This is a genomic window from Saccharothrix espanaensis DSM 44229, from assembly GCF_000328705.1.
Classification (GTDB): Bacteria; Actinomycetota; Actinomycetes; order Mycobacteriales; family Pseudonocardiaceae; genus Actinosynnema; species Actinosynnema espanaense.
Genome location: NC_019673.1, coordinates 3,921,263 through 3,943,522, shown reverse-complemented (window position 1 = coordinate 3,943,522; position 22,260 = coordinate 3,921,263). Strand labels below are relative to the sequence as shown.

General features: G+C 73.3%; 22 protein-coding genes. 8 read left to right on the top strand and 14 right to left on the bottom strand.

Going from position 1 to position 22,260, the window contains the following annotated elements; genetic code table 11:
* The first annotated feature begins 3 nt into the window (after positions 1-3).
* Positions 4-1,653: an aspartate-alanine antiporter gene (aspT, locus tag BN6_RS17565; RefSeq protein WP_015101034.1), complete on the top strand. Its 1,650-nt coding sequence runs from the start codon at positions 4-6 to the stop codon at positions 1,651-1,653.
* A 39-nt stretch (positions 1,654-1,692) separates the two neighbouring features.
* Here the strand turns inward: aspT and BN6_RS50035 are convergent, their stop codons facing one another.
* Positions 1,693-2,160: a VOC family protein gene (locus BN6_RS50035; RefSeq protein WP_015101033.1), complete on the bottom strand. Its 468-nt coding sequence runs from the start codon at positions 2,158-2,160 to the stop codon at positions 1,693-1,695.
* A gap of 749 nt (positions 2,161-2,909) precedes the next feature.
* Between BN6_RS50035 and BN6_RS17555 the strand changes: the two genes are divergently transcribed.
* Positions 2,910-3,176 (top strand): hypothetical protein, encoded by a 267-nt coding sequence (locus BN6_RS17555; protein WP_015101031.1) that lies wholly within the window; start codon positions 2,910-2,912, stop codon positions 3,174-3,176.
* A 260-nt stretch (positions 3,177-3,436) separates the two neighbouring features.
* Here the strand turns inward: BN6_RS17555 and BN6_RS17550 are convergent, their stop codons facing one another.
* Both BN6_RS17550 and BN6_RS17545 read right to left on the bottom strand, forming a co-directional pair.
* Positions 3,437-4,441, bottom strand: a complete 1,005-nt coding sequence (locus BN6_RS17550) for a BUD32 family EKC/KEOPS complex subunit (RefSeq protein WP_015101030.1) — start codon at positions 4,439-4,441, stop codon at positions 3,437-3,439.
* Positions 4,442-4,497: 56 nt separating this feature from the next.
* Positions 4,498-6,078 carry an amidase gene (locus BN6_RS17545; protein WP_231905323.1) on the bottom strand — a complete coding sequence of 527 codons (1,581 nt, stop codon included), beginning with the start codon at positions 6,076-6,078 and terminating at the stop codon, positions 4,498-4,500.
* 222 nt (positions 6,079-6,300) lie between these two features.
* On the opposite strand from BN6_RS17545, the gene BN6_RS17540 reads away from it, so the two are divergent.
* On the top strand, positions 6,301-7,080 hold the full coding sequence (locus BN6_RS17540; RefSeq protein ID WP_041313063.1) for a class I SAM-dependent methyltransferase: 780 nt from the start codon (positions 6,301-6,303) through the stop codon (positions 7,078-7,080).
* A gap of 13 nt (positions 7,081-7,093) precedes the next feature.
* Here the strand turns inward: BN6_RS17540 and BN6_RS17535 are convergent, their stop codons facing one another.
* On the bottom strand, positions 7,094-7,930 hold the full coding sequence (locus BN6_RS17535) for a spermidine synthase (protein WP_015101027.1): 837 nt from the start codon (positions 7,928-7,930) through the stop codon (positions 7,094-7,096).
* Positions 7,931-8,097: 167 nt separating this feature from the next.
* Between BN6_RS17535 and BN6_RS17530 the strand changes: the two genes are divergently transcribed.
* Positions 8,098-9,120 (top strand): LLM class flavin-dependent oxidoreductase, encoded by a 1,023-nt coding sequence (locus BN6_RS17530; protein ID WP_041313059.1) that lies wholly within the window; start codon positions 8,098-8,100, stop codon positions 9,118-9,120.
* Positions 9,121-9,313: 193 nt separating this feature from the next.
* Here BN6_RS17530 and BN6_RS17525 read toward each other — a convergent pair whose 3' ends face one another.
* From BN6_RS17525 to BN6_RS17510, 5 genes are all read right to left on the bottom strand, one after another.
* Positions 9,314-9,892 carry an RICIN domain-containing protein gene (locus tag BN6_RS17525; RefSeq protein WP_015101025.1) on the bottom strand — a complete coding sequence of 193 codons (579 nt, stop codon included), beginning with the start codon at positions 9,890-9,892 and terminating at the stop codon, positions 9,314-9,316.
* Positions 9,893-10,198: 306 nt separating this feature from the next.
* Complete coding sequence (locus BN6_RS17520; protein WP_015101024.1) at positions 10,199-11,890, bottom strand: hypothetical protein; 1,692 nt, start codon at positions 11,888-11,890, stop codon at positions 10,199-10,201.
* Between the two features lie 60 nt (positions 11,891-11,950).
* Positions 11,951-12,760: a hypothetical protein gene (locus BN6_RS45725; protein ID WP_148302906.1), complete on the bottom strand. Its 810-nt coding sequence runs from the start codon at positions 12,758-12,760 to the stop codon at positions 11,951-11,953.
* Between the two features lie 124 nt (positions 12,761-12,884).
* Entirely contained in the window at positions 12,885-13,520 is a 636-nt protein-coding gene (locus tag BN6_RS17515; RefSeq protein ID WP_015101023.1) for an anti-sigma factor family protein, read from the bottom strand.
* Positions 13,517-14,125, bottom strand: a complete 609-nt coding sequence (locus BN6_RS17510; protein WP_231905322.1) for a sigma-70 family RNA polymerase sigma factor — start codon at positions 14,123-14,125, stop codon at positions 13,517-13,519. Before BN6_RS17510 ends, BN6_RS17515 begins: the two co-directional genes overlap by 4 nt.
* Positions 14,126-14,158: 33 nt before the next feature.
* Here BN6_RS17510 and BN6_RS17505 point away from each other — a divergent pair, with 33 nt between their 5' ends.
* Both BN6_RS17505 and BN6_RS17500 read left to right on the top strand, forming a co-directional pair.
* Entirely contained in the window at positions 14,159-14,959 is an 801-nt protein-coding gene (locus BN6_RS17505; protein WP_015101021.1) for a DUF4394 domain-containing protein, read from the top strand.
* Between the two features lie 572 nt (positions 14,960-15,531).
* Positions 15,532-16,425, top strand: a complete 894-nt coding sequence (locus BN6_RS17500; RefSeq protein WP_015101019.1) for an alpha/beta fold hydrolase — start codon at positions 15,532-15,534, stop codon at positions 16,423-16,425.
* Here BN6_RS17500 and BN6_RS17495 read toward each other — a convergent pair.
* Positions 16,349-17,002: a mycothiol-dependent nitroreductase Rv2466c family protein gene (locus BN6_RS17495; RefSeq protein WP_015101018.1), complete on the bottom strand. Its 654-nt coding sequence runs from the start codon at positions 17,000-17,002 to the stop codon at positions 16,349-16,351. The genes BN6_RS17500 and BN6_RS17495 overlap by 77 nt on opposite strands.
* 143 nt (positions 17,003-17,145) lie before the next feature.
* On the opposite strand from BN6_RS17495, the gene BN6_RS17490 reads away from it, so the two are divergent.
* Positions 17,146-18,507, top strand: coding sequence for a class-II fumarase/aspartase family protein (locus tag BN6_RS17490; RefSeq protein ID WP_015101017.1), 1,362 nt, complete (start codon positions 17,146-17,148; stop codon positions 18,505-18,507).
* A 91-nt stretch (positions 18,508-18,598) separates the two neighbouring features.
* The gene (locus tag BN6_RS42975; RefSeq protein WP_015101016.1) at positions 18,599-18,745 is read left to right on the top strand and encodes a DUF1059 domain-containing protein; all 147 of its coding nucleotides are present in this window, start codon (positions 18,599-18,601) and stop codon (positions 18,743-18,745) included.
* Positions 18,746-18,891: 146 nt separating this feature from the next.
* Here the strand turns inward: BN6_RS42975 and BN6_RS17485 are convergent, their stop codons facing one another.
* From BN6_RS17485 to BN6_RS17470, 4 genes are all read right to left on the bottom strand, one after another.
* The gene (locus BN6_RS17485) at positions 18,892-20,028 is read right to left on the bottom strand and encodes a serine hydrolase domain-containing protein (protein WP_015101015.1); all 1,137 of its coding nucleotides are present in this window, start codon (positions 20,026-20,028) and stop codon (positions 18,892-18,894) included.
* A gap of 26 nt (positions 20,029-20,054) precedes the next feature.
* Positions 20,055-20,228, bottom strand: coding sequence for a hypothetical protein (locus tag BN6_RS46745; protein WP_158509401.1), 174 nt, complete (start codon positions 20,226-20,228; stop codon positions 20,055-20,057).
* A 129-nt stretch (positions 20,229-20,357) separates the two neighbouring features.
* On the bottom strand, positions 20,358-21,407 hold the full coding sequence (locus tag BN6_RS17475; protein ID WP_015101014.1) for an LCP family protein: 1,050 nt from the start codon (positions 21,405-21,407) through the stop codon (positions 20,358-20,360).
* Positions 21,404-21,907: a SigE family RNA polymerase sigma factor gene (locus tag BN6_RS17470; protein WP_041313055.1), complete on the bottom strand. Its 504-nt coding sequence runs from the start codon at positions 21,905-21,907 to the stop codon at positions 21,404-21,406. Before BN6_RS17470 ends, BN6_RS17475 begins: the two co-directional genes overlap by 4 nt.
* Positions 21,908-22,260: the final 353 nt, after the last annotated feature.

The following is a 22,260-nucleotide window of genomic DNA, read 5'->3' as shown; positions in this document are numbered from 1 at the left end:
GACATGGACTGGGTGCGGGACCTCTTGCAGGCGACACCGGAGATCGCGTTGTTCGTCTGCCTGGCCTTGGGCTACCTGGTGGGCAAGCTGCGGGTCGGGCCGATCCAGCTGGGTGGCATCTGCGGCACGTTGATCGTGGCGCTCGTGGTCGGGTTGTTGGGGGTGTCGCTCAACGACCAGGTGCGGACCATCGCGTTCGCGCTGTTCATCTTCGCCCTCGGGTTCAGCGGCGGCCCGCAGTTCTTCGCCAACCTCAACCGGTCCGGGCTCAAGCTCGGGGTGCTGTCGCTGGTCGAGGCGGTCACCGTGGTGGCCCTGGTGCTGACGCTGGCCTCCGCGCTGGACCTCGACGTCGGCACGGCGACCGGCATCCTCGCCGGTGCCGCCACCGAGTCCGCCGTGGTCGGCACGGCCACCGAGGCCATCGGCAAGCTCGACCTGCCCAGCCAGACCGCGGCGGCGTTGCAGGGCAACGTGGCCACCGCGTACACCGTCTGCTACCTGTTCGGGCTGATCACCATCGTCCTGTTCACCAGCGGCCTGGCACCCGCGCTGATGAAGGTGAACCTGCGCGACTCGTCGCGCGCCCTGCTGCACAAGCTCGGCGGGGACGACGCCGACGAGAACACCACCCCCGCCCTGCCGGGCCTGGTCGGGCGTGCCTACCAGGTCGACCAGGCGGCCGGGCGGACCGTCGCCGAGGTCGAGCGGTCGCTGCCCGGACAGGCCACCGTGCAGCGGGTGAGCCGGGACGGCAGCGACCCCACCCCCGGCCCCGACCTGGTCCTGGCGGCCGGCGACGTGATCGTGGTGGTCGGCGAGCGCGCGGCGCTGGTCGAGGCGGAGAACGTGATCGGCGTGGAGCGGACCCTCCCGGAGAACAAGGCCGCGCTGGAGACCCGCGAGGTCGTGATGACCGCGCCGGAACAGCCGCTGAAGGCGCTGCGCAGCCACGGCGTGTTCCTGACCTCGTTGTCCCGCAGCGAACACCGCATGCCGCTGACCGACTCGACCCCGGTGAAGCGCGGTGACGTGCTGACCGTCGTCGGCAGCCCGTCGGACGTCGAGGACGCGACCAAGCGCATCGGCTACGCCGTCCCGCGCACGATCACCACCGACTTCGTCTACCTGGGGCTGGGCGTCACGCTGGGCATGCTGATCGGCAAGCTCACCCTCCACCTGGGCTCGGTGCCGCTCTCGCTGGGGACGGGCGGCGGCGCCCTGCTGTCCGGCCTGGTGTTCGGCTGGTTCCGCTCCCGCCACCGCGCCGTCGGCAGCTTCCCGCCCGCGGCGGCCACCCTGACCAAGGACCTCGGCCTGGCCACGTTCATCGCCGCCACCGGGCTGGCCGCCGCACCGCAGGCCGGGCCGCTGCTCAAGCAGTACGGGGCGCTCCTGCCGTTCGCCGGCATCGGCATGGTGCTGATCCCCGCGCTGCTGTCGCTCTACCTGGGCCGGCGGCTGCTCAAGATCGAACCGCCGATCCTGGTGGGCGCGATCGCGGGCCAGCAGTGCAGCACGCCGGCGATCTCCGCGGTGACCGGCGTGACCGGCAACTCCGTCCCCCTGATCGGCTACACCGTGACCTACGCGATCTCCAGCATCCTGCTCCCGCTGACCGGCCCGATCGTGGTGGGCCTGATCGGCGGGTGAAGCCCTCGGGGGCGCGGCACTCCCCGGGGGGGTTCCCGGTCAGGCGCGGTCGTGGAGGGTGACGTGGTAGCCGTCGGGGTCGGCGAAGGTGAACGTCCGACCGAACGGGCCGTCGATGGGCGCGGCGACGACGGTGTGGCCGTCGGCGACCAGGGCGTCGTGAATGGCCTGGACGTCGGTGGCGTGCAGCCAGATCGCGGCACCGATGCCGGGCCGGTCGGCGGAGGCGAGGTCGGTGCCCGGCACGACGTCGCGCAGGGCGAACGCGATCAGTTTCGTCTCGAAGACGACGGTGTGCGGGCATGATCCGCTCCCTGCGCGAAGGCAACGGCAGCGCATAGCGCGCGGCGCCACTGCGGCGCGTGCGTGATGCCGGTTGGGGACGAGAACGGAGTTCCGGGCAAGGTCGCGCGGAAGGGAACCTCGTTGGAAGTCCTCGACTACTGCGAGGCGTGGCGCAGGTAATTGGACGGCGACGAGGTCAAGGCGCACGCCCTGGGGCGGCATCCGCATCCTGTGGTGGGCGCGCGCCGGGAAGCTCCTGCAGATCCTGTCCGGCCTAGTCGTCGTGCTCGATCTCGTCGGGCCGGACCGGCTCGCACGCGGAGGGAGCGTCTGCGTCACCGCCACGGCAACCGCCTGCTCGCCGTCCGCGCCATGATCAATGGCAGGACGTATCGGTGGTACTCATCGGCGGCGTCCTGATCGCCGTCTCCGCTTGCCCACTCTCCACGGCGGCGGACGTCAGACCGAAGAGGTGCGTGAGGAGCCATGCGCCCCACCACCAGTTGATCACCGCCCGGGACACGTCCGGCGTGGGGTGCCGGCCTTCCGCGCACTTCCGGAGCAGCGGTCGGCACGGGCTTCGGCGAGAGGGCCTGGAGGACTCGCGACTACCGTGCGTGTCCGGAATTTCGGCGTCGCTCACCTGCGAGCGGGGAAGTGCCCGACTTGCGTTTAAACGCCGGCGAAAGAGCCGGACCGGTGTCGAGCCGCGACTTGCGACCGCCGGCGGCGGGTGCGGAACCCACGCCTGGGCGTGAGGCCGAATCGCAGGTCGCGTGATGGCGGGAACCACCCTGGACGCGGAGCCGGTGTGACACTTTCCGACCTGTTCGGGGCTTTCGCGGTGGGGTCGGCGACGACTCCGGGTGATCCCTGTCCGTGGGGCGCAGACTACCTGATGGTGATCGAACATCGGCCTAACGTCGAAGTCAGGTGCCGATGGAGCGCCCTTATCCAATGAGGAGCACAGAATGTCGATCATCCGACGGGCCCTGTTGATCATCCCGGCTTCCCTCGCGGCCGTCGCGTTGTCCGGAGCCGTCGCCCAGGCCGGAACCGACGACGCCGTCGTCTTCGGCGACGACAACACCGTCACCAACACGCACACGAACAACACCCTCGTTTGGATCGACGACTCGTTCAACAACATCGAGACAGTGGACGTCGAGTGGACCGAGCACAACCACGGCCACGGCCACGGTCACGGCCACGGCGACCACGACGGCGACGACGACTGACCGCTCCCACTGACGCGGCCCCTGGCGATCAACTCGCCGACCGGGGTCGACGAGCGGCTTCCCACGCGGGAAGCCGCTCGTCCGCGTGTCGGCCTCCCGGTGGTTCTCGATCACCGCGTGCCAAGCGCCGGGCGGCGTCCTCGATCGCTCCGGCAGGTACTCGGGGCGGCGCGGCAGCGCCCGTGGCGCGCGGGGATTCGCCGGCCGACGAACCGACCGCCGCGCTGGGATTCGCGGGCCAGGACGACGCTGCCGCAGGCTCACCAGGCGGGGAATTCCGCGTGGATCTCGCCGTCGAACAACTTCCAGTAGAAGGCGTTCATCGTCGCGGCGGCGGGCGCGTGGCGGGTCAGGATCGCGGCCACGACCGGTGGGACGTCGTCCGGGACGTGGCCGGCGGCGCACTGGCGCACGTACTCGTTGCGGGCGACCGGGCCGCCGGTCTCGGGTACCGGCACCCCGCAGACGTCGGTCACCAGCCAGTTCACCAGTCGCATGGCGGCGTAGCCGGCGTCGTGGGTGGCGTGGCGCTCGGCGAAGTCGCGCTCGGCGTCCGACAGGTCGAAGTGCGGCGAGGTCACCAGCCCGAAATCGGTGAGGCAGATCCGTTCCCCGTCGGTGCGCATGTTGCCGAGGTGCCCGTCCATGTGCAGCAGCTTCCGATCGCGCAGGAACGCCACGATCTCCGCGAACTGCCGCTCCACCGCCGCGGCCTTGCCCGCCGGGTCTTCGCTCAGCCAGTCCGTGACCGGCTGCGGGACGTACTCGCAGAACAGCACCAGGCTGTGCGACGCGGCGACCAGCGCTTCGAGCCGGGCCCGCACGGCCGCGCTCCCACCCAGGGCGGTGACGACCGCGTCGACGTCGGCGTGCTCGGCCGCGACCGGCGACCGGCCGGGCAGCACCCGCCAGTGGTAGAGCACCGGGAACGACCGCGTCTCGCCCGCCAGCACGGCGTCGGTGACGACCTCGTTCGCGGCCAGCTCGCGCCACGCGCTGAACCCCGGGCTGACGACGCCGTACTGGCAGTGCACCGGCACGTCGTACAGGTTCGCGGTCGAGCCCGGCGCCGCCAACTCCCGTTCGGTCAACGGGATCCGCTTGACGAACACCGGCACACCGCCGACGTCGACCACCCCCGACCCGCCACCGACACCGACGCTGCCGCCGCGCCCCGCGTCCACGAGGGCCGCTAGCCCGGCATCCCCGCAGGCAGCCAGGAAAGTCGAGAGCTCCTGGTAGCGGGCGTTCTCGGCTGACGTCATGACACCACTGTGCCACCGGACCGCCGGCCGTCGGCGCGACTCGGCCGGGCCGGTGGTCAGGTCAGCGGTGGGGTGCCGGCCGGTGGTCGGCGGTGGTGGGTGGCCTGCTCGTAGTCGAACGCCAGCCCGAGCAGGGTCGGTTCGCTGAACGGCGCGCCCAGCAGTTCGACGCCCACCGGCAGGCCGTCCGGGGTGAAGCCGGCCGGGACGGTCAGGGCCGGGAAACCGGTGTTGGCGGCGAGGGCGCAGGACCGGCCGCCCGGCTGCGGCTGCCCGATGAGCGCGGCCCGCTGCGGGACCGTCGGGTAGACCAGCGCGTCGAGGTCGTTGTCGACCATGAGCGCCCGCAGCAGTCGCTGCGCCTCCGCCCGGCGCGCCAACCGCTGGTGGTAGTCCTCCTGCGGGCCGGTCGAGCGGCCCAGCCGGGCCTTGAGCCGCTCCAGCACGGTCGGCGTGACCTGGCCGGAGGTGACGATGTCGGCCAGTGTCACCAGGTCCGTCGGCGGCTCCAGCCGGGCCAGCGAACGCGGGAACCGGGAGCCCGGGGCGGCCAGGTAGCGGTTGAGGTCGCGCTCGTGCTCGTCGAGGATCACCCAGGACGCGTCCACGGCCGCCATCAGCGCGGGTTGGGCCGGCAGGTCGACGACCGTCGCGCCCTGCGCCGCCAAGTCCCCGGTGGCCGCCCGGACCAGCGCGTTCGTCACCTGCTCCGGGGCCGACGTGCCCAGGTAGTCGGTGAGCACCCCGATGCGGGCACCGACCAGCGCCGTGTCGCGCAGCCCCGCCCTGTAGGTGTGCGGTATCCGTCCGATCGACGCCGTGGTGGACGGGTCGTCCGGGTCGTAGCCGACGGTGGCGTCCAGCACCAGCGCGATGTCGCTGACCGACTTGGCCATCGGGCCGCCGACGTCCTGGGTGTCCGACAGGGGTGCGATCCCGTCGCGGCTGGACAGGCCCAGGCTCGGCCGCAACCCGACCAGGCTGTTGTGCGCCGCCGGGTTGCGTACCGAACCGCAGGTGTCCGACCCCAGGCCGACCGCGCCGAACGCCGCCGCGAGGCCCGCGCCCGTGCCGCCGCTGGAGCCGCCCGGGTAGCGGGCCTGGTCGTACGGGTTGCGGGTCTGCCCGCCCAGCGAGCTGATGGTCTCGATGCCGCTCGCGAACTCGTGCAAGTTGGTCTTGGCCACGACGATCGCGCCGGCCTCCCGCAGCCGCGCCACCTGCTCGGCGTCGTCGGCCGGGCGCCAGTGCCGCAACGCCAGCGAGCCGTTCGACGTGGGCAGGTCGCCGGTGTCGTAGTTGTCCTTGATCAGGATCGGGATGCCGTGCAGCGGGCCGCGCACGTGCCCGCGACGGCGTTCGGCGTCGAGCCGGGCCGCGACGGCGACCGCGCCGGGATCCTCGCGGATGACCGCGTTGACACCGGGTTGGCCGGCATAGGACTGCTCGTAGGCGTCGATCCGCTCCTGGTAGGCCTTGACCAACCCGACCGAGGTGACCCGGCCGTCGGCCAACAGCTCGCCCAACCTCGTGGCGTCCAGGTCCACCACCCAGCGGGCGACCCGGTCACCCACTGCGGCGCCGGTGGCCACGCCCACCGGGAGGATCTGCGTCGCCAGCACGACGACACCCGCCACGAGTGCGGCCGTCCGACTTCGCCGACCGTGCGATCGCCCTGTCATGCCGGTCCCTTCACCACGCTCGGCCTTGCCGGACACAGGGTTCGAGACGCACGGGCCGCCTGCCGGCGTCGCCGGGCCACGACTGTGCCCGCCGATTCTCCGACCGCGCACGCCGTGGCGACTATCCGTCAAACGGGGCGCGTCGGCCGGGTTCCCGGGGTGAATAAGGTGGTTCGCGTGGAACAGGATGCTCGGGCGGTTCTGGCGTCGTCGTTCGGTTCGGCCGCGAGTGCTTATGCCGAGCACCGGCCGGACTACGCGCCGGCGGCGGTGCGGTGGGCGCTGGAGGCCGGTGGCGGGCGGCGGGTGCTGGACCTCGGGGCCGGGACCGGGAAGTTGACCGGGACGTTGGTCGCGCTGGACGTCGACGTCGTCGCGGTCGAGCCTGATCCGGCGATGGTGGCCGAACTGCGGCGGGTGCTGCCGGGGGTTCGCGCCCTGGCGGGCAGCGCCGAGGCGATTCCGCTGCCGGACGCGTCCGTCGACGTCGTGGTGGCCGGGAACGCGCTGCACTGGTTCGACATGGCCGTCGCCGGGCCCGAGATCGCCCGGGTCCTCGCGCCCGGTGGCGTCCTGGCCGGTCTGTGGAACGTCCTGGACGACCGGGTCGACTGGGTCGAGGCGCTCGAACAGGTCGCCGGCAGCGCGGCCATCGGGCCGCGGGACACGCTCGGCAACTGGCGGGCCGCGACGGCCGGCCTGCACCTGCCCGACGCCGGCGTGGCCGCGCGGTTCGGGTCGCCGGAGCAGGCCGAGTTCCCGCACGGGCAGCGGCGCACCGCCGAATCCCTCGTCGCCACGCTCGCGACCCGCGCCGGGGTGCTGGTCCTGCCCGAGCAGCGACGACGGGCCACGCTCGGCCGCATCCGCGACTTCCTCACCGCCCGGCCGGAGACCGGGAGCGGCGAGTTCACGCTCCCGCTGCTGACCGGGGTGCTGCGCGTCCGTCCGGTGTGAGGCGACCGCCGGGTCACCGGGTCCAGTCGGGCACGGTGGGGGCGGCTGCCGGGTGGGCGGCGGTCAGCGGGGGTGCCGAGCCGCGCACGGCGGTCAGCTGGGCGCCGGACAGGCAGAACACGCGGTTTCCGGCCGACCGCGCCCACGTGGTCAGCGCCCGGTGCGGCAACTCGCGTCCGGAGGCGGCCAGCACCACGTTCCCGGCCTGCCGCCCCAGCAGCAGGCCCGGTTGGGCGAGGAGCACGACGTGCGGGAAGACCGCCGTGAGGGACGCCGCGGCGCGCAGCGGCAGGGTCATGTCCGGCGTGGACCACATGTTGCCCAGGTAGAGGCCGCCGGGGCGCAGGACGCGGGCGATCTCGCGCAGGAACTCGACGGCGGCCAGGTGCACCGTCACGGTGCCGCCTTGAAAGACGTCCATGACCACGACGTCGGCCGTGGCGTCCGGGGTGCGCTCGACGCCCGCTCCGCCGTCCTCGACGCGCACGTGGAGGTCCGCGATCGCGTCGAGGGCAAGGTGCGAGCGCACCAGGTCGACCAGGGGGCCGTCCAGTTCGTAGACCACTTGGGGCGACCCCGGACGGGTCGCGGCGAGGTACCTCGCGATCGTGAACCCGCCCCCGCCGACCTGGATGGCCGACACCGGCTGCCCGGCGGGCCAGTGCAGGTCGAGCACCCGGGCGGCCCAGGTCGCGTACGGCAGGTGCAGGTAGGTCGGGTCGGCGAGATCCACATAGGACTGGAGTGCGCCGTCGACCGTGAGCAGCCGGCCCGAGCGGTGGTAGGGGGCCGGTGCGAGCCGCGCCACGCCGAACCTCACCTGGCGCTCCACGGCCTCGGCTGACTCCACGTGGCCACCCTAACAACGCGCGACGGCGCCGGTGCGGCAAACGGGCTGGTCCGGCGACCGTGCGCACGGTCGCCACACCGGTCCAAGGCACTCGCAGGCCCCTTCCACGAGTGGTCGGCAGCACGGTAGTTGAGGAATCAATCAGCGTGGTGGGGCGTTCCACGGGTGTGAAGAAAATCGGTTTCCTGTCCTTCGGGCACTGGTCCGACAGCCCGCACTCGCGGACCAGGACCGCCTCGGACACGTTGTTGCAGTCCATCGACCTCGCCGTGGCGGCGGAGGAGCTGGGCGCGGACGGCGCGCACTTCCGCGTGCACCACTTCGCGCGGCAGCTCGGCTCGCCGTTCCCGCTGCTGGCCGCGATCGGTGCCAAGACCGACCGGATCGAGATCGGCACCGGCGTGATCGACATGCGCTACGAGAACCCGATGTACATGGCCGAGGACGCCGGCGCGGCGGACCTCATCGCCGGCGGCAGGCTCCAGCTCGGCCTGTCCCGGGGGTCGCCCGAGCAGGTGATCGACGGCTGGCGCTACTTCGGCTACCAGCCCGACGAGGGCGAGACCGACGCCGACCTGGCCCGCCGGCACACCGAGGTGCTGCTCAAGGTGCTGCCGGGCGAGGGCTTCGCCCAGCCCAACCCGCACCCGATGTTCCCCAACCCGCCGGGCCTGCTGCGCCTCGAACCGCACTCGCCCGGACTGCGCGACCGGATCTGGTGGGGCGCGGGCTCCAACGCCACCGCCGTCTGGGCCGCCGAGCACGGCATGCACCTGATGAGCTCGACGCTGAAGAACGACGAGGGCGGCGCGCCGTTCCACGTCCAGCAGGCCGAGCAGATCCGCGCGTTCCGCAAGGCCTGGTCCGAAGCCGGGTGGCAGCGCGAACCGCGCGTCTCGGTCTCGCGCAGCATCTTCGCGCTCACCTCGGACCTCGACCGCGCCTACTTCGGCCACGACCGCGACAGCACCGACAAGATCGGCTACCTCGACGCCGACACCAAGGCCGTCTTCGGCCGCACCTACGCCGCCGAGCCCGACGCCCTGGTGGCGCAGCTGGCCGAGGACGAGGCGATCGCCGAAGCCGACACGCTGCTGGTCACCGTGCCCAACCAGCTCGGCGTCGACTACAACACCCACGTGCTCGACAACATCCTCACCCACGTGGCCCCGGCTCTCGGCTGGCGCTGACAGCGGCCCTGACACCGGCCCTGAATCGGCCTGCCCCCGTCACCGCAACGCTGTTCGGGTGGTGGGTCCGCCGCCGTGGCGACGGCCGGGATCGCGGTCGGCCCCGCCCGAGCGAGCAGGGACAGCCCGTTGGGCGGGTGCACCGAGGTGCACCCGCCCAACGGGATCCGTTGCTACTCCTGCTGGTTCGACGTCAGGTGGTCACGAGGGTCCACCGCTGGTTGAGCTGCGTGTTGCCCAGGCAGGTCCACTGCTGGGCCGCCGCCCCGTTGCCCCCGTCGGCGCCGCGGATGTCCAGGCACTTCCCGCTGTGCAGGGCCCGGATGGTGTACAGGCCGCCGCCCGAGTAGTCGATGGACCACCGCTGGTTCGGCTGACCGGCGATGCAGTCCCACTGCCACACGTCGGCCCCGTCGTCCTGCGACACGCCGCTGATGTCCAGGCACTTCCCGCTGTGCAGGGCGACGATGTAGACCGCGCCGCCGCCCGCGTCCCGCAGCGTGAACTGCTGGTTGAGCTGGCCGAACCCGAGGCAGTCCCACTGGTGCGCCCGAGCACCCGTCTCCTGCGAGACGCCCGAGATGTCCAGGCACTTGTTCGTGTGGGCCGCCCTGATGTTGTAGAACAACGTCCCGCGTGCCGCGAGCTCGCCACCGGACGGCCCGGCGACGGTGACCCCTTCGGCCGCCGCGGAGGCGGTGGTGATCGTCGCGCCGGCCAGCAGCGCGGCCGCGAACGTGGCCAACAGTGCGATGATTCGTCTGAGCTGCATGCTTGTCGTTCTCCCCCTGTGTCGCCGGCGCTCACGCGTTGCCGGCGTCGGACGGATCGGCCACCGCGGGGTGCACGGCCACGCCGTCGCGTCCGCTGCGGCTGTGCCGTTCAGGCCGGCACGACGTCGACTATGGCCCGCCGACGATTTCCGGAGCATCCCGAGAACTGGGGGGTTGACACGGGGGAACCGACCCGGCCGGAGCCGGTGCACGCCGACGAGGGGTGGGCCGGCTGTGTGGCCGGTCCACCCCTCGTCGGGTCGTGCTGTCACGCGTTGGCGAGCTTCACGCGTGCTGTTGTGCTGTTACGCGCGGACGGCGTGGTTGTCGCCCTTGGCCCAGGCCGTGGCGTCGCCGCCATTGCCCGCCGGACCGGAGTTGCCGCCCGTGGTGGTGCTGTGGTTGGCCGCGTTGCCGGTGTCACCGGTCGAGCCGGTGTCCCCGGAGTCGCCCGAGCCGACCACCGTGGTCGACTCGTGGCGGGGCGTCCAGCCGTGGTGGTTCCACTTGTCGTGGCCCCACTTCTTGCCGTGGTTCCAGTCGTGGCCGCGGTGGCACGACTGCCCGCCGTGACCGTGTGAGGTACCGGTCACCGCGGTGTTGCCGCCGGTCGCGCCCGAGTCACCGGAGTCACCCGAACCGCCGGTCACGGCCTTGTTCGAGCTGGAGGCGTTGCCGCCCTCGCCCGAGTCGCCACCGTTGCCGGCATTGGCGATCGCCGTGGTGTCACCATCCACACTGGACTTCCCGTGCCGGCTGTGCGACCACTTGTGGGCGGTCGCGGCGTTGTTCGAGCCCTTGGCCCACGTGGTGGCGTCGCCGCCGTCGCCGGCCGGACCGGAGTTGCCGCCGATCGTAGTGCTGGTATTGGTGGCGTTGCCGGTGTCGCCGGTCGAGCCGGTGTCACCCGAGTCGCCGGAGGTGACCGCCGTGTACTTGGCGTCGCCCCAACCCTTGTCGCCCCAACCCTGGTGGCTCCACTGCGAGCCGCCGAGGGAAAGGACGTAGGCGGTGTTGCCGCCGGTCGCGCCCGAGTCACCGGAGTCACCCGAACCGCCGGTCACGGCCCTGTTCGAGCTGGAGGCGTTGCCGCCGTCGCCCGAGTCGCCACCGTTGCCGCCGGTCGCGATCGCCGAGCTGTCGCCCGACGCGGACTGGCCGCCCCGGTTGTCGTGGCCCCACGCCCGGTGCGACCCGGTCGTGTTCGAGCCCTCGGACTTCGCGGTGGCGTCGCCGCCGTCACCCGCCGGCCCGGAGTGACCGCCCGTGGTGGTGCTGGTGTTGGTGGCGTCGCCCGTGTTGCCGGTCGAACCGGTGTTACCCGAGTCGCCCGAAGACACGTGCGTGGTGCACTCGGCCAGCAGGCACACGCCGTACGCGGAGTTGCCGCCCGTGGAACCCGAATCACCGGAGTTCCCGGAATTGCCGCTCACCGCGTTGTTGCTGCTGGAGGCGTTACCGCCGTCGCCCGAATCGCCGCCGTCGCCACCCTGCGCCGCCGCCGAGGTGTCCCCCTGCGCCGACTGGCGGCCACTGCCGGAAGCGCCGTTCGTGCCCGAGGCCACGCCGGCGGCCGAACCGCCGTCGCCGGCCGGGCCGGAGTTGCCGCCCGTGGTGGTGCTGTGGTTCGAGGCGTTGCCGGTGTCACCGGTGGAACCGGTGTTGCCGGAGTCGCCCGAACCGACGGTCGTCTCGCAGCGCGCGAGAACGCAGACGCCGTACGCGGAGTTGCCGCCCGTGGAACCCGAATCACCGGAGTTCCCCGAATTGCCGCTCACCGCGTTGTTGTTGCTCGTGGCGTTACCGCCGTTGCCCGAGTGGCCGCCGTTGCCGCCGGTCGCTGCCGACGTGGTGTCACCCACGACGGAACCGACGACGCCGCCGAGCCCCAACGGGCCGTTGTCGGCCGTGTCCGCGCTCGCCATCGACTGCCCGAGCAGGATGACCCCACCCGAGAACACCGCGGCCAGCAGACCGCGCTGTACGTACCTGTGCATCCGAACCAAACCCTTTCGTCCCTTGTCGTGCAGTGGTCAACTCAGCACCGAAAGGGGTTCTCAGCTCGGATGGCTTCGACCGAACACGTAACACCACGCGACCGGTTCGTGGTGGGCGGAACCCACCACCCAGCCGTGCCGCACGGGGTCGAAGCGCGATTGCGCGGGCAGGTCGGCGACAGCCGCGCCGGAGGCACCGCCACCGCTCGCACTCGCCGTACCCGACGTCCCGGCAACAGCCGGCATGTCGGGACCGGACGGGGCGACGGGGTCGTGCCGCACTGGCGATCCCGGCGTCACGACGGGGGCCTCCACTGGAGGCTCCACCGCGACCGGTTGCGCCGGAAGTGGTTCCACCGGACGCACGGACGGCGCTACCGGACGCGCCACGAGTGGCGTGACCGCGCTGTCGGCCGTGACGGGTTCTTGCACCGCCGGGGGCGTCTCGACAGGTTCTTTGACAGGCACCGGTGCTACCGGCACAGCGACCGGCGGCGCGATCATCGGCGGCGCGGTGGCGGGCGGCGCAGTGACCACTGGCGCAGCGACGGCGGCCACTGTTTCGACCACATCACCGACCACTGGCCCGGTCACCTCCGCCAACGGCCGAGTCACGTCGCCCACGGGCTCGGCGAGCGGTTCCAGCACGTTCCCGATAATCGCGCCGACACCGGAAAGCAGTCCACGATCGGAGGGTGCGCCACGGCTGGAACCGTCGTCAGCGTGCGCCTCTCCCGCTGTCGTCAACGCGAGCAAGCCGAAGCCCACCACCGCGCCGACCAGCAACAACAGCCGCCGCAAGGTCGGTAGTGGGAATCCGGGCGATCCCGCGTTCGTCGTACTCAATGTCATCACCTCCTCTCGTGTCACCAGGAGGTTCGATCCACCAATAGGGCTGGTTCACTCGAAAGTGGACGAATTTCCGCCGCCCAGGTCAACCGGCACATCGAATTTCAAACCTCTGTTCCGGCCGAATTTCCCGGGCCGCGGAGGTTTAGAAGTCGGAACGCAGGACGACACCGCCGTCGGGGTCCAGGACGGTGAACCCGGCGGCGTCGGCGCGGAGCACGGACGTGCTGAGGTTGCAGGACATCGGGGCCGGTCCGGTGCCGACGAACGCGCCGGCGGGGCTCTCGCGGCCGTCGCGGTCGCGGATCACCACCCGGTACGGGCGGCCGCCGGTGAAGCCGGTGCCGTCGAGCTTGATCTCCACGCCCCACGTGTGCGGGACCAGCGCGGCCCGCGCGGACAGACCCGGCGCCGACCGGGAGATCGCGACCGGCTCCAGCGGGACCGACGGGCGGCCCGCGAAGTAGCCGACGCCGCCGGCCACCACCGCGATCAGCACCGCCGCGGCGGCGGCCACCGCCCACCGGGGCACCCGTCGGCGGCGCTCGGCCCGGATGCCGGCCAGCACCGACTCGCCCAGACCCGCCGGGACCGCCACGCGGTCGGCCACCCGGTCCGGGTCGGCCAGGGCCAGCAGCTCGGCGGCCGGGCGCAGGTCGGCCTCCTCGGCCCGGCAGGCCGGGCAGCCGTCCAGGTGCGCCTGCACGGCGACCCGCTCCGGCCCGGACAACTGCCCCAGCACGAACGCGCCCAACGACTCGCGGAACGGGTGGTCGCTCACGGCCGCACCCCCATCTCCTCCAACGCCAGCCGCAACGCCTTGATGCCGTAGTACACCCTGCTGCGCAAGGTGGACTGCGGAACCCCCAGCTCGGCCGCCACCTCGGGGTACGGCCTGCCGCGCAGGTAGGTCTCCACCAACGCCACCCGGTGGTCGGCGCCGATCCGCCGCAGCGCCTCCTCCACCAGCCACCGGTCCAGCGCGGCGTCGGCGAACCCCGCGTCCACCACGACCTCGGCCGGTCGCGGCGACGGGGCGCGACGCGACCGCCGCACGTGGTCGACCACGACGTTGCGCGCGATGGCGAACAGCCACACGCGCAGGCTCGCCAGTTCCCGGTCGAACCGGTCCGCCGACCGCCACGCGCGCAGGAACACCTCCTGCACCACCTCCTGCGCCACCCCGTCATCACCCAACTGCCGCAACGCGAAGCGGTACAGCTCCGGGCCGTGCGCGGCGTAGGCCGCCCGGATGCCGTCCTCCGCGCCGAGATCTCCCCCGCGGCGTCTGCTCATCCGCCCGCCCTTCTCCCGCCAGACGTACGCGGTGGAGCCGGAAAACGTTCGGGTGACCTTCAACAGCACCGGCGCGCCGGTCGTAAACACCGGGCGAACCGTCCACGAGAAGGAGGCGCCCCCGTGCGCACCACCCGCCTGACCGTCCTCGCCGCGGCACTCGCCGCGGCGGCCGCGCTCGTCCCCACCTCGACCGCCGCGGCCACCGGACGCGCCGACGTCCACCTGCTCACCACCGACGGCACGCTCGTCACCGGCTCGTCCGCGCTGCCGCTGCTCGGCCACCACGTCCGGGTGCGCGGGCTGGACCCGCGCGACCGCCTGACCGGCATCGACGTCCGACCCGCCACCGGAGACCTCTACGGCATCGGCAGGTCCGGCAGGCTCTACCGGATCGACCCGCGCACCGGCCGGGCCACCGGCGTCGGCACCCCCGCCCCCGTCGACGCGGCCCCGGTCGGCTTCGACTTCAACCCCGTGGTGGACCGCATCCGGGTGGTCACCGCGTCCGGCACGAACCTGCGCCTGCACCCCGACACCGGGGCCGTCGCCGGCACCGACGGCGCGCTCGCCCACCCGACCCCCGGCGAGGCCCCGAAGGTCGCCGCCGCCGCGTACACCAACAGCGTGGCCGGCGCGACGAGCACCACGCTCTACGTCCTCGACAGCAGCCGCCGCGTCCTGGCGACCCAGGGCACCCGGGCGGGCGTCACCCCGGTGGTCTCCCCCAACACCGGCCAGTTGTTCACCGTCGGCAAGTCCACCGCGTGGATCGGCACCACCAACGGCTTCGACATCTCCGCGGCCGGCACCGCGCTGGCGGCGTCCGGCGGCAAGGTCTACCGGATCGACCTCGACACCGGCCGGACCCGCCTGGTCGGCATCGCCCACCACGAGATCGTCGGCCTCGCCTTCACCTCCTGATCACGCCGAGCCGGCGACCGGTCCCGACGAGGGCCGGTCGCCCAGCGGCCGGGTGCAGGATGGGGCGGTGTACCGCCTGCAAGCCGTCATCGCCGCCGAGCGCGTTCTCCACGACTTGGCAGGCCCCGTCGAGCAAGCCCGGGTCGTCGCGTTGGACGAGCGCTTGTCGCTGCTGCCGATGACCGACGCGTTCTTCGACGCGGTCACCGTCGCCGGAACGCCCCGGGCCGGCCGGGTTCCGGAAAGCGCCCGCCGGGTTCGATCGCGCCCTGGCCGCCTGTTCGGCGCACGGCCCGGTCGCCTACGTCGAGGCCGAGTACTTCGGCGGGACCGGCGAGCAGTCCGCCGTGGTGTGGGACGCCGGGGAGGTGGTCCTGGGCCCCCTCCACCTGGCCGAGCAGGCCGCGATCGGGCTCGGCCGGCACCGCGACACCGAGGACTGGCTGCCACCCACGAGCTGACCCACTCCAGTCGGCCGACGGGTGCCGCGCAGGGCGGTGCCGAAAGCTGCCAGAGGGACCCGCGTGCGCCGACTCCCCGTTACGGTGCCCTCGGGGCCGTGAGGGGGCATCATGGGGAAACTCCACACGCAGGGCACACCGGGCACCGCGCCGGTCGGCGGCGGGCGCGAGTTGTACTACGTGGAACTGCCCGGACCCGACGGGACCGCCGCGCCGACCGTGGTGTTCGAGGCCGGGATGGCGGCGACCCGGTCGTTCTGGGCGCTGGTGCAGCCGCGCGTGGCGCGGTGGGCGCGGGCGGTGGCCTACGACCGGGCCGGGTTGGGGCGCAGTGCGCCGGATCCCGGGCCGCGCACCGTCGACCACCTCGCGGCCGACCTCAACGCGCTGCTCGACCACCTCGGGCCCGGACCGTTCGTGCTGGTCGCGCACAGCGGTGGCGGGCCGGTCGTGCGGGTCGCGGCGGCCGCACGACCGGAGCGGGTGGCCGGGCTCGTCCTGGTGGACACCACCGACGAGGCGTGCGACCTGTTGTTCAACAGGACTTTCCGGCGGGCGGAGCGGGTGGCGCAACGGGCCAGCGCGGTGCTCGCCCGGGTCGGGCTGCTCGGGTTCGCCTTCCGCAAGCAGGTGCGGGCGTTCCCGCCGGACGTGCTCGCCGAGATCCGCGCGGAGGCGTTCACGCCGGCCGCGATGCGCACCAGGGGCCGGGAGCTCACCGCGCTGGTCGCGGCGACGACCGCGTTCCGCGAGCGGCCGCCGGTGCTGCCCGCCGACATCCCGGTCACCTCGATCTCGGGCATGCGCGCGGACAGCGGGATGCCCCGCGCGTTCCGGCTGGCCGCCACCGAGTCGCACCGGTTCCGGGCCGACCGGTCCGCGCACGGCCGGTGGGTGCCGGCGCACGAGTCCGGGCACAACGTCGTGGTCACCGAACCCGGGCTGATCGCCGACGAGGTCCGCCTCCTGCTGGAGCGGTGTCGGGGCGGGAGCGCGCCCGTTTGAGCTCGGAGAAGCCCTCGGTGCCGGCGAGCAGGCGCACGCCGTCCCACAGCAGGCCGGCCGCCTCGCCGCGCGGGGTCGGGCTGACCACCGGGCCGAAGAACGCGACCACCTCGCCGTCCGGGCCGGGCAGGTGGAGCGCGGGCACCCCGAGGTCCTCGCCGACCGGGGCGAGCGCGGCGGCGTTGCCGGCCGCCAGGACGTCGTCCAGCGCGGTGCTCCCGGCGGCGTCGGCGAGATCCGGGGGCAGGCCGACCTCGGCCAGCGCGTCGAGGCTCAACTCCCGGTCCACCGGGCGCTTGTCGACGTGCAGGCGGGTGCCGAACGCGGTGCAGAGGGCTCGCACGACCTCGCCGCCGTGCGCCCGCTCGGCCGCGGCCACCACCCGTGCCGGGCCCCAGCGCTGGTCGAGCCAGGCGCGGTACCAGGGGTCGACCTCCCGGTCTTGGTTGTGCAGGGCGAGGCTGAACACGTGGACCCGGGCGCGCATCGGGCGCACGCCCTCCACCTCCATCAGCCAGCGGGACGTGATCCACGCCCACGGGCACACCGGGTCGAACCACAGGTCCGCCGTCACCACGCTCGGCTCCTTCCGTTGTCGAGGAGGGGACCGTACGTCGGCGATTGGCACCTGACCGAGGGCCGATCAGCCCAGGTGTTCTTGGGCCAATCCCGTTCAGCTGCGGTGGCGGCGCCGCGCCGGACGCCGGTAGCGTCACGCCGGTGACCGGTCGAGCCGTCGATTCCGCGTTGTTGTCCCCGGTGTGGGCGGGCACGGGCGCCCCGCTGTCCGACGAGGCGTGGCTCGCCGCGATGCTGGAGGTCGAAGCCGCGCTGGCCGGGGCCCAGGCCGAACTCGGCGTGGTGCCCGAGGCGGCGGCGCGGGTGATCGCCGACGTGGCCGCCTCGGCGCGGCTCGACGTGGTGGACATCGCGATCCGCTCGCGCGAGGCGGCCAACCCGGTCGTCGCCCTGGTGCGGGAGCTGACCGCCGCCGTCGCCGCGGTCGACCCGGACGCCGCCGACCACGTGCACCGGGGCGGCACGAGCCAGGACGTCCTCGACTCGGCCGCGATGCTGCTCGCCGCGCGCACCCTGCGCCGGGTGGACGCCGACCTGGTCGAGTGCGCCCGTGCGCTGGCGGACCTCGCCGACGGGCACCGCGGCACGGTGCTGGCGGGCCGCACGCTCACCCAGCACGCCGTGCCGATCACGTTCGGGCTCAAAGCCGCCGGGTGGCTCGCGGGCGTGCTGGACGCCTCCGACCGGGTCCGGCGCACCGCCGCCGACCTCCCGGCGCAGCTCGGCGGCGCGGCCGGCACCCTGGCGGCCTACGAGGAGCACGCGGGCGAACGCGGTCACGGCGTGCGGCTGGTCCGGCACTTCGCCGCCCGGCTCGGGCTGCGCGAGCCGGACGCGCCCTGGCACGGCCGGCGGACCCCGCTGCTCGACCTGGGCTGGGCGCTGACCGCCGTGACCGGCGCGCTCGGCAAGATCGGGCTCGACGTGCAGGGCATGTCCCGCACCGAGGTCGGCGAGGTGGCCGAACCCCCGGCGGACGGCCGGGGCGGGTCCTCGGCGATGCCGCAGAAGCGCAACCCCGTGCTGGCCACGCTGCTGGTCTCGGCCGCCCGCACGGTGCCCGCGCAAGCCCTGGTGCTGGGGCAGGCGATGCTGGCGGAGGACGAGCGCGCGCCCGGCGCGTGGCACTCGGAGTGGCAGCCGCTGCGGGAGGCGCTGCGCACCACGGCGGGTGCGGCCCGCACGGCCGTGACGCTGCTGGACGGGCTGGAGGTGTTCCCGGCGCGGATGCGGGCGAACCTGGAGCTGACCGGCGGGGCGATCGTCGCCGAGCGGCTGACCGTGGTGCTCGCGCCGCGCCTGGGCAAAGCCGCCGCGAAGGAGCTGCTCGGCCGGATCTCCCGCGAGGCGGCGGCGGGCGACCGGTCGTTCGGGGACCTGCTGCGCGAGGTCCCGGAGCTGGACGCGGCGGAGGTGGACGACCTGCTGGACCCGCGACACTACCTCGGCGCGTCCGGCGACCTGGTCGACCGGGTGCTCACCCGCCGGCGCGACCACGGTTGAGCACCGCACCGCCGCACGAGGTGCGGAACCGGTTCGACAACCACGCCGGCGTCAGTAGAGTCGTGACCGGAGATCCTTGAGGAGGACAGCGATGAAGCAGAACATCACCTGCCCCTGCGGTGAGCACATCACCGGACAGGACGAGGACGACCTCGTGACGAAGACCCAGCAGCACCTGAAGGAGAACCACCCGGGCCACGACTACTCGCGCGACGAGATCCTCTTCATGGCCTACTGAGCCATCTCGGGCCCGCGCGCCTCTCGCCGCACACTTCCGGGCACACACTTCTGGGGACGAGATCCGGGACACCACGAAGCCGCTCCGCGCGGGCGGGTGTTCCGGTTCGGTCGGGGTCGGCCGCGCGACGCGCACTGGGGCGCGGGTCAGGCGGCGTACCGCCAGAAGTCCCGCATCCACTCCGGTGCGACCGGGCTGTCCGCGCCGACCTGGGTCAGCAGGATGGCGACGGTCCCGGTGGCCGGCACGACGTGCGCGGACGTCCCGGTGCCGCCGACCCAGCCGTAGCGGCCCGGCACGGTCCACGGGTCGGTCACAGCGATGTCGACCGAGCCGCCCATCCCCCACCCCTGGCCCTCCAGGAACAGCGCGCCGATCTCCCGGTGCGCCGGCGTGGTGTGGTCGGTGGTCATCAGCCGGACGGCCTCGGCGGACAGCACCCGACGGCCGTCGGCGACCCCGCCGGCGAGCAGCACCCGGGCGAAGGCGAACCAGTCGTCCGCGGTGCCGACCAGGCCGCCGGAGCCCAGCGGGAACGCGGGCGGCGTGCTCCACTGCCCGTCCGGGCCGTCGGCCGGGCGCAGGACGCCGTCCTCCGCCTTGTAGAACGTGGTGCACCGGCCGCGGTCGGCCTGCGGGACCACGAACCCGGTGTCGGTCATCCCGAGGGGCGCGAACACCCGTTCGGCGAGGAACTCGGGCAGCGACCGACCGGACGCCCTGGCGATCAGCGCGCCCTGCACGGCCGAGGACGTGTCGTAGAGCCAGGACTCGCCCGGCTGGTAGAGCAGCGGCACCTCGGACAGCTCGGCGAGCCACTCGTCGGTCGCCGGGAACGCCTGCGGTTCGCGGCCGTCCTTCTGCACCGCGAACAGCCGGCGCACGGCGGGCAGCGAGAAGTCCGAGGCGAACCCGTGGCCGGCCTGGGAGGTGAGCAGGTCGAACACCGTGATCGGCCGAGCGAGCGGCACCACGTCGTCCAACTCGGACGCCGGCGTGCGCACCACGGCGGGCGCGGCGAGTTCCGGCAGCCACCGGCCGATCGGGTCGTGCAGGCCGACCCGGCCGTCGTCGACGAGCGCGAGCAGGGCGGCGGCGGTGATCGGCTTGGTGATCGACGCGAACCGGAAGATGGATTCGCGGGTCATCGGTGCCGTGCCCGCCACGTCGAGCGCGCCCACCGCGGCGAACTCGACCCGGTCGCCCCGGGCGACCAACGCCACCGCGCCGGGTAGCGCGCCCGAGGAGACGTGCGGTTCCAGGACACCGTGCAAGTCGGTCATCGGACCCTCCCTCGACCCCACGAACGCTAGTCCACGCGAGCCGGCCACGGGCCCGCCGCCGCCAAAATCCACAGTGGACACTGCGACTCGGTCGACGGACCCGTGTAGGCCCGCTCGAACGTGAGCCCGTCGGGCCGCGCCACCTGCGTCGCCACGAACGTGCTGAACCCGACCGCGAACGCGACCGCCGGAACTGGCACCTGATCCACGACAATGCGCGGCATGACCGGAAAAGTCGCTGCGGTACCACCGAGGAATCCCGCCCCGGCTCCACTGTGGAGCGGCCCGCCCGAGCCCCCACCGCGACGGGGGCTCGGGCGTCGCCGGGGTCAGTCCACGCAGCCGTCGCCGGGTTCCTGCGGGGTGCCGGTCGACGGGGTTTCGGTCGACCGGGTGCCGGTCGACGGGGTTTCGGCGGTGAAGTCGGCCACGAAGGCGCGGACGGCCGCCGGGTCGACCAGGAGGACCTGGCCGGCGTCCGGTTGGTCGACCGAGCCGCCGACCGGGATGGTGGCGGTGCGGACCGGGGTGCCGGGGGTCAACCGGTTGGCCAGCTCCAGCACGTTCCAGCCCTCGTCACCGCGGGTCTGCGCGGTGACCACGCCGATCAGCGCGGACAGCCTCGCCGGGTCGCCCATGACGTCCGGGCTCAGGTACTTCCCGGCCAGGGCGCGCAGGACCACCTGCTGGCGGACCACCCGGGTCAGGTCGCCGTCCGGGACGTCGCGGCGTTGGCGCACGAACGCGATCGCGTCGTCGCCGCCGAGCTTCTGCCGCCCGGCGGGCAGGTCCACGCCGGAGAGCGCGTCCTTCGCCGGTGCCTTGAGGCACACCTCGACGCCGCCGACGGCGTCCACCAGCCGGCCGAGCGCGGCCATCTCCACGACGGCGTAGTGGTCGACGCGCACGCCCGTCAGCTGCCCGACGGTGCCCGCCAACGCCTCCGCGCCGGCCCGCGCCCGGTCACCGGTCGCGGCCTCGTAAGCCTTGGCGTAGACCAGGTTCAGCTTGCTCTTGCCGCCGCCGGGGACGTCGACCCACGCGTCACGCGGCAGCGACACCGCGCTCACCGCGCCCGCCGTGACGTGCGCCAGCACCACGGAATCGGTGCGCGGGCCCTCGTCCAAGCCGACCAGCAGGACGTTGCGCGCCGCGACCGGCGGCGCGGCGGGGTCGGTCGGCGCGGCGGAGCGGGAGATCGTCAGCGGCACCACCACGGCGACCGCCGCCGTGGCCACCGTCGCGGCGGCGATCACCCCCCACGGCCGCCGCCGGCGGGCCCGGCCCCGGTGCAGGGCGGCGAGCACGTCCCGGCTGTCCACGGCCTGCGCCGCCTCGGCCGCGACCGCCTCGCGGATGAGCTCTTCCTGGCCGGTCATCGCAGCACCTCCACCGGGGTGTTCTCGTTGGTCCGCAACGTCTTCAGCGCACGGGAGATGTGGCTGCGCACGGTGCCGACCGTGCAGCCGAGCACGGCGGCGATCTCCTCGTCGGAGCTGTCCTCGTAGTAGCGCAGGACGATCGCCGCCCGTTGTCGGCGCGGCAACACCGCGATCCGGGAGCGCATCGCGTCGCGCTCGGCGTGCCGGACGGCGTGATCGGCCACGGTGGGCGCGATCTCGTCCAGCGCGGCGTGCGAGGCGATGACGTCACGCGCGGCCCTGCGCCGCCGCCACGACAGGTACTCGTTGGTCACCATGCGCTTGACGTAGAGGTAGGGCGCGTCCATCACCGCGATCCGGGTCCAGCGGTCCTGCACGCGCAGCAGCACGTCCTGCACGATGTCCTGGGCCAGGTACTTGTCGCAGGTCATCGCCGTGGCGTAGCGCAGGAGCCGATCGAGGCGATCGGCGACGAACCGGTCGTAGCCGTCGGGCACGTCGTTCCTCTCTGCCGAACTGTCGTCCACGCCCCGGAAACCCCGGAACCCACCCCCGACATTGAACGGTGTGACGCGCTTCACGCGATTTCCGGGCGGCGGATGACGACTCCCGGGCGGGGTAGGCGCGGATCGCCGACGACATCGCCGCGCGCACCACCCGGCGCTCGTCGTCGGTGGCGGTGCCGAAGGCGGGCATCGCGGACCCGCCGGCCCCCAGCCCGTCGAGCCGCCCGCACCGGTCGGCGCCGCGCCCGGCCGGGAGGGCGAGCGACCTTGCGCCGCGCCTTCTGTCCACGGCCAGGTCGAAGAGGAGGGAGAACGCGCGCACGACACCAGCCGGCGGGAACCCC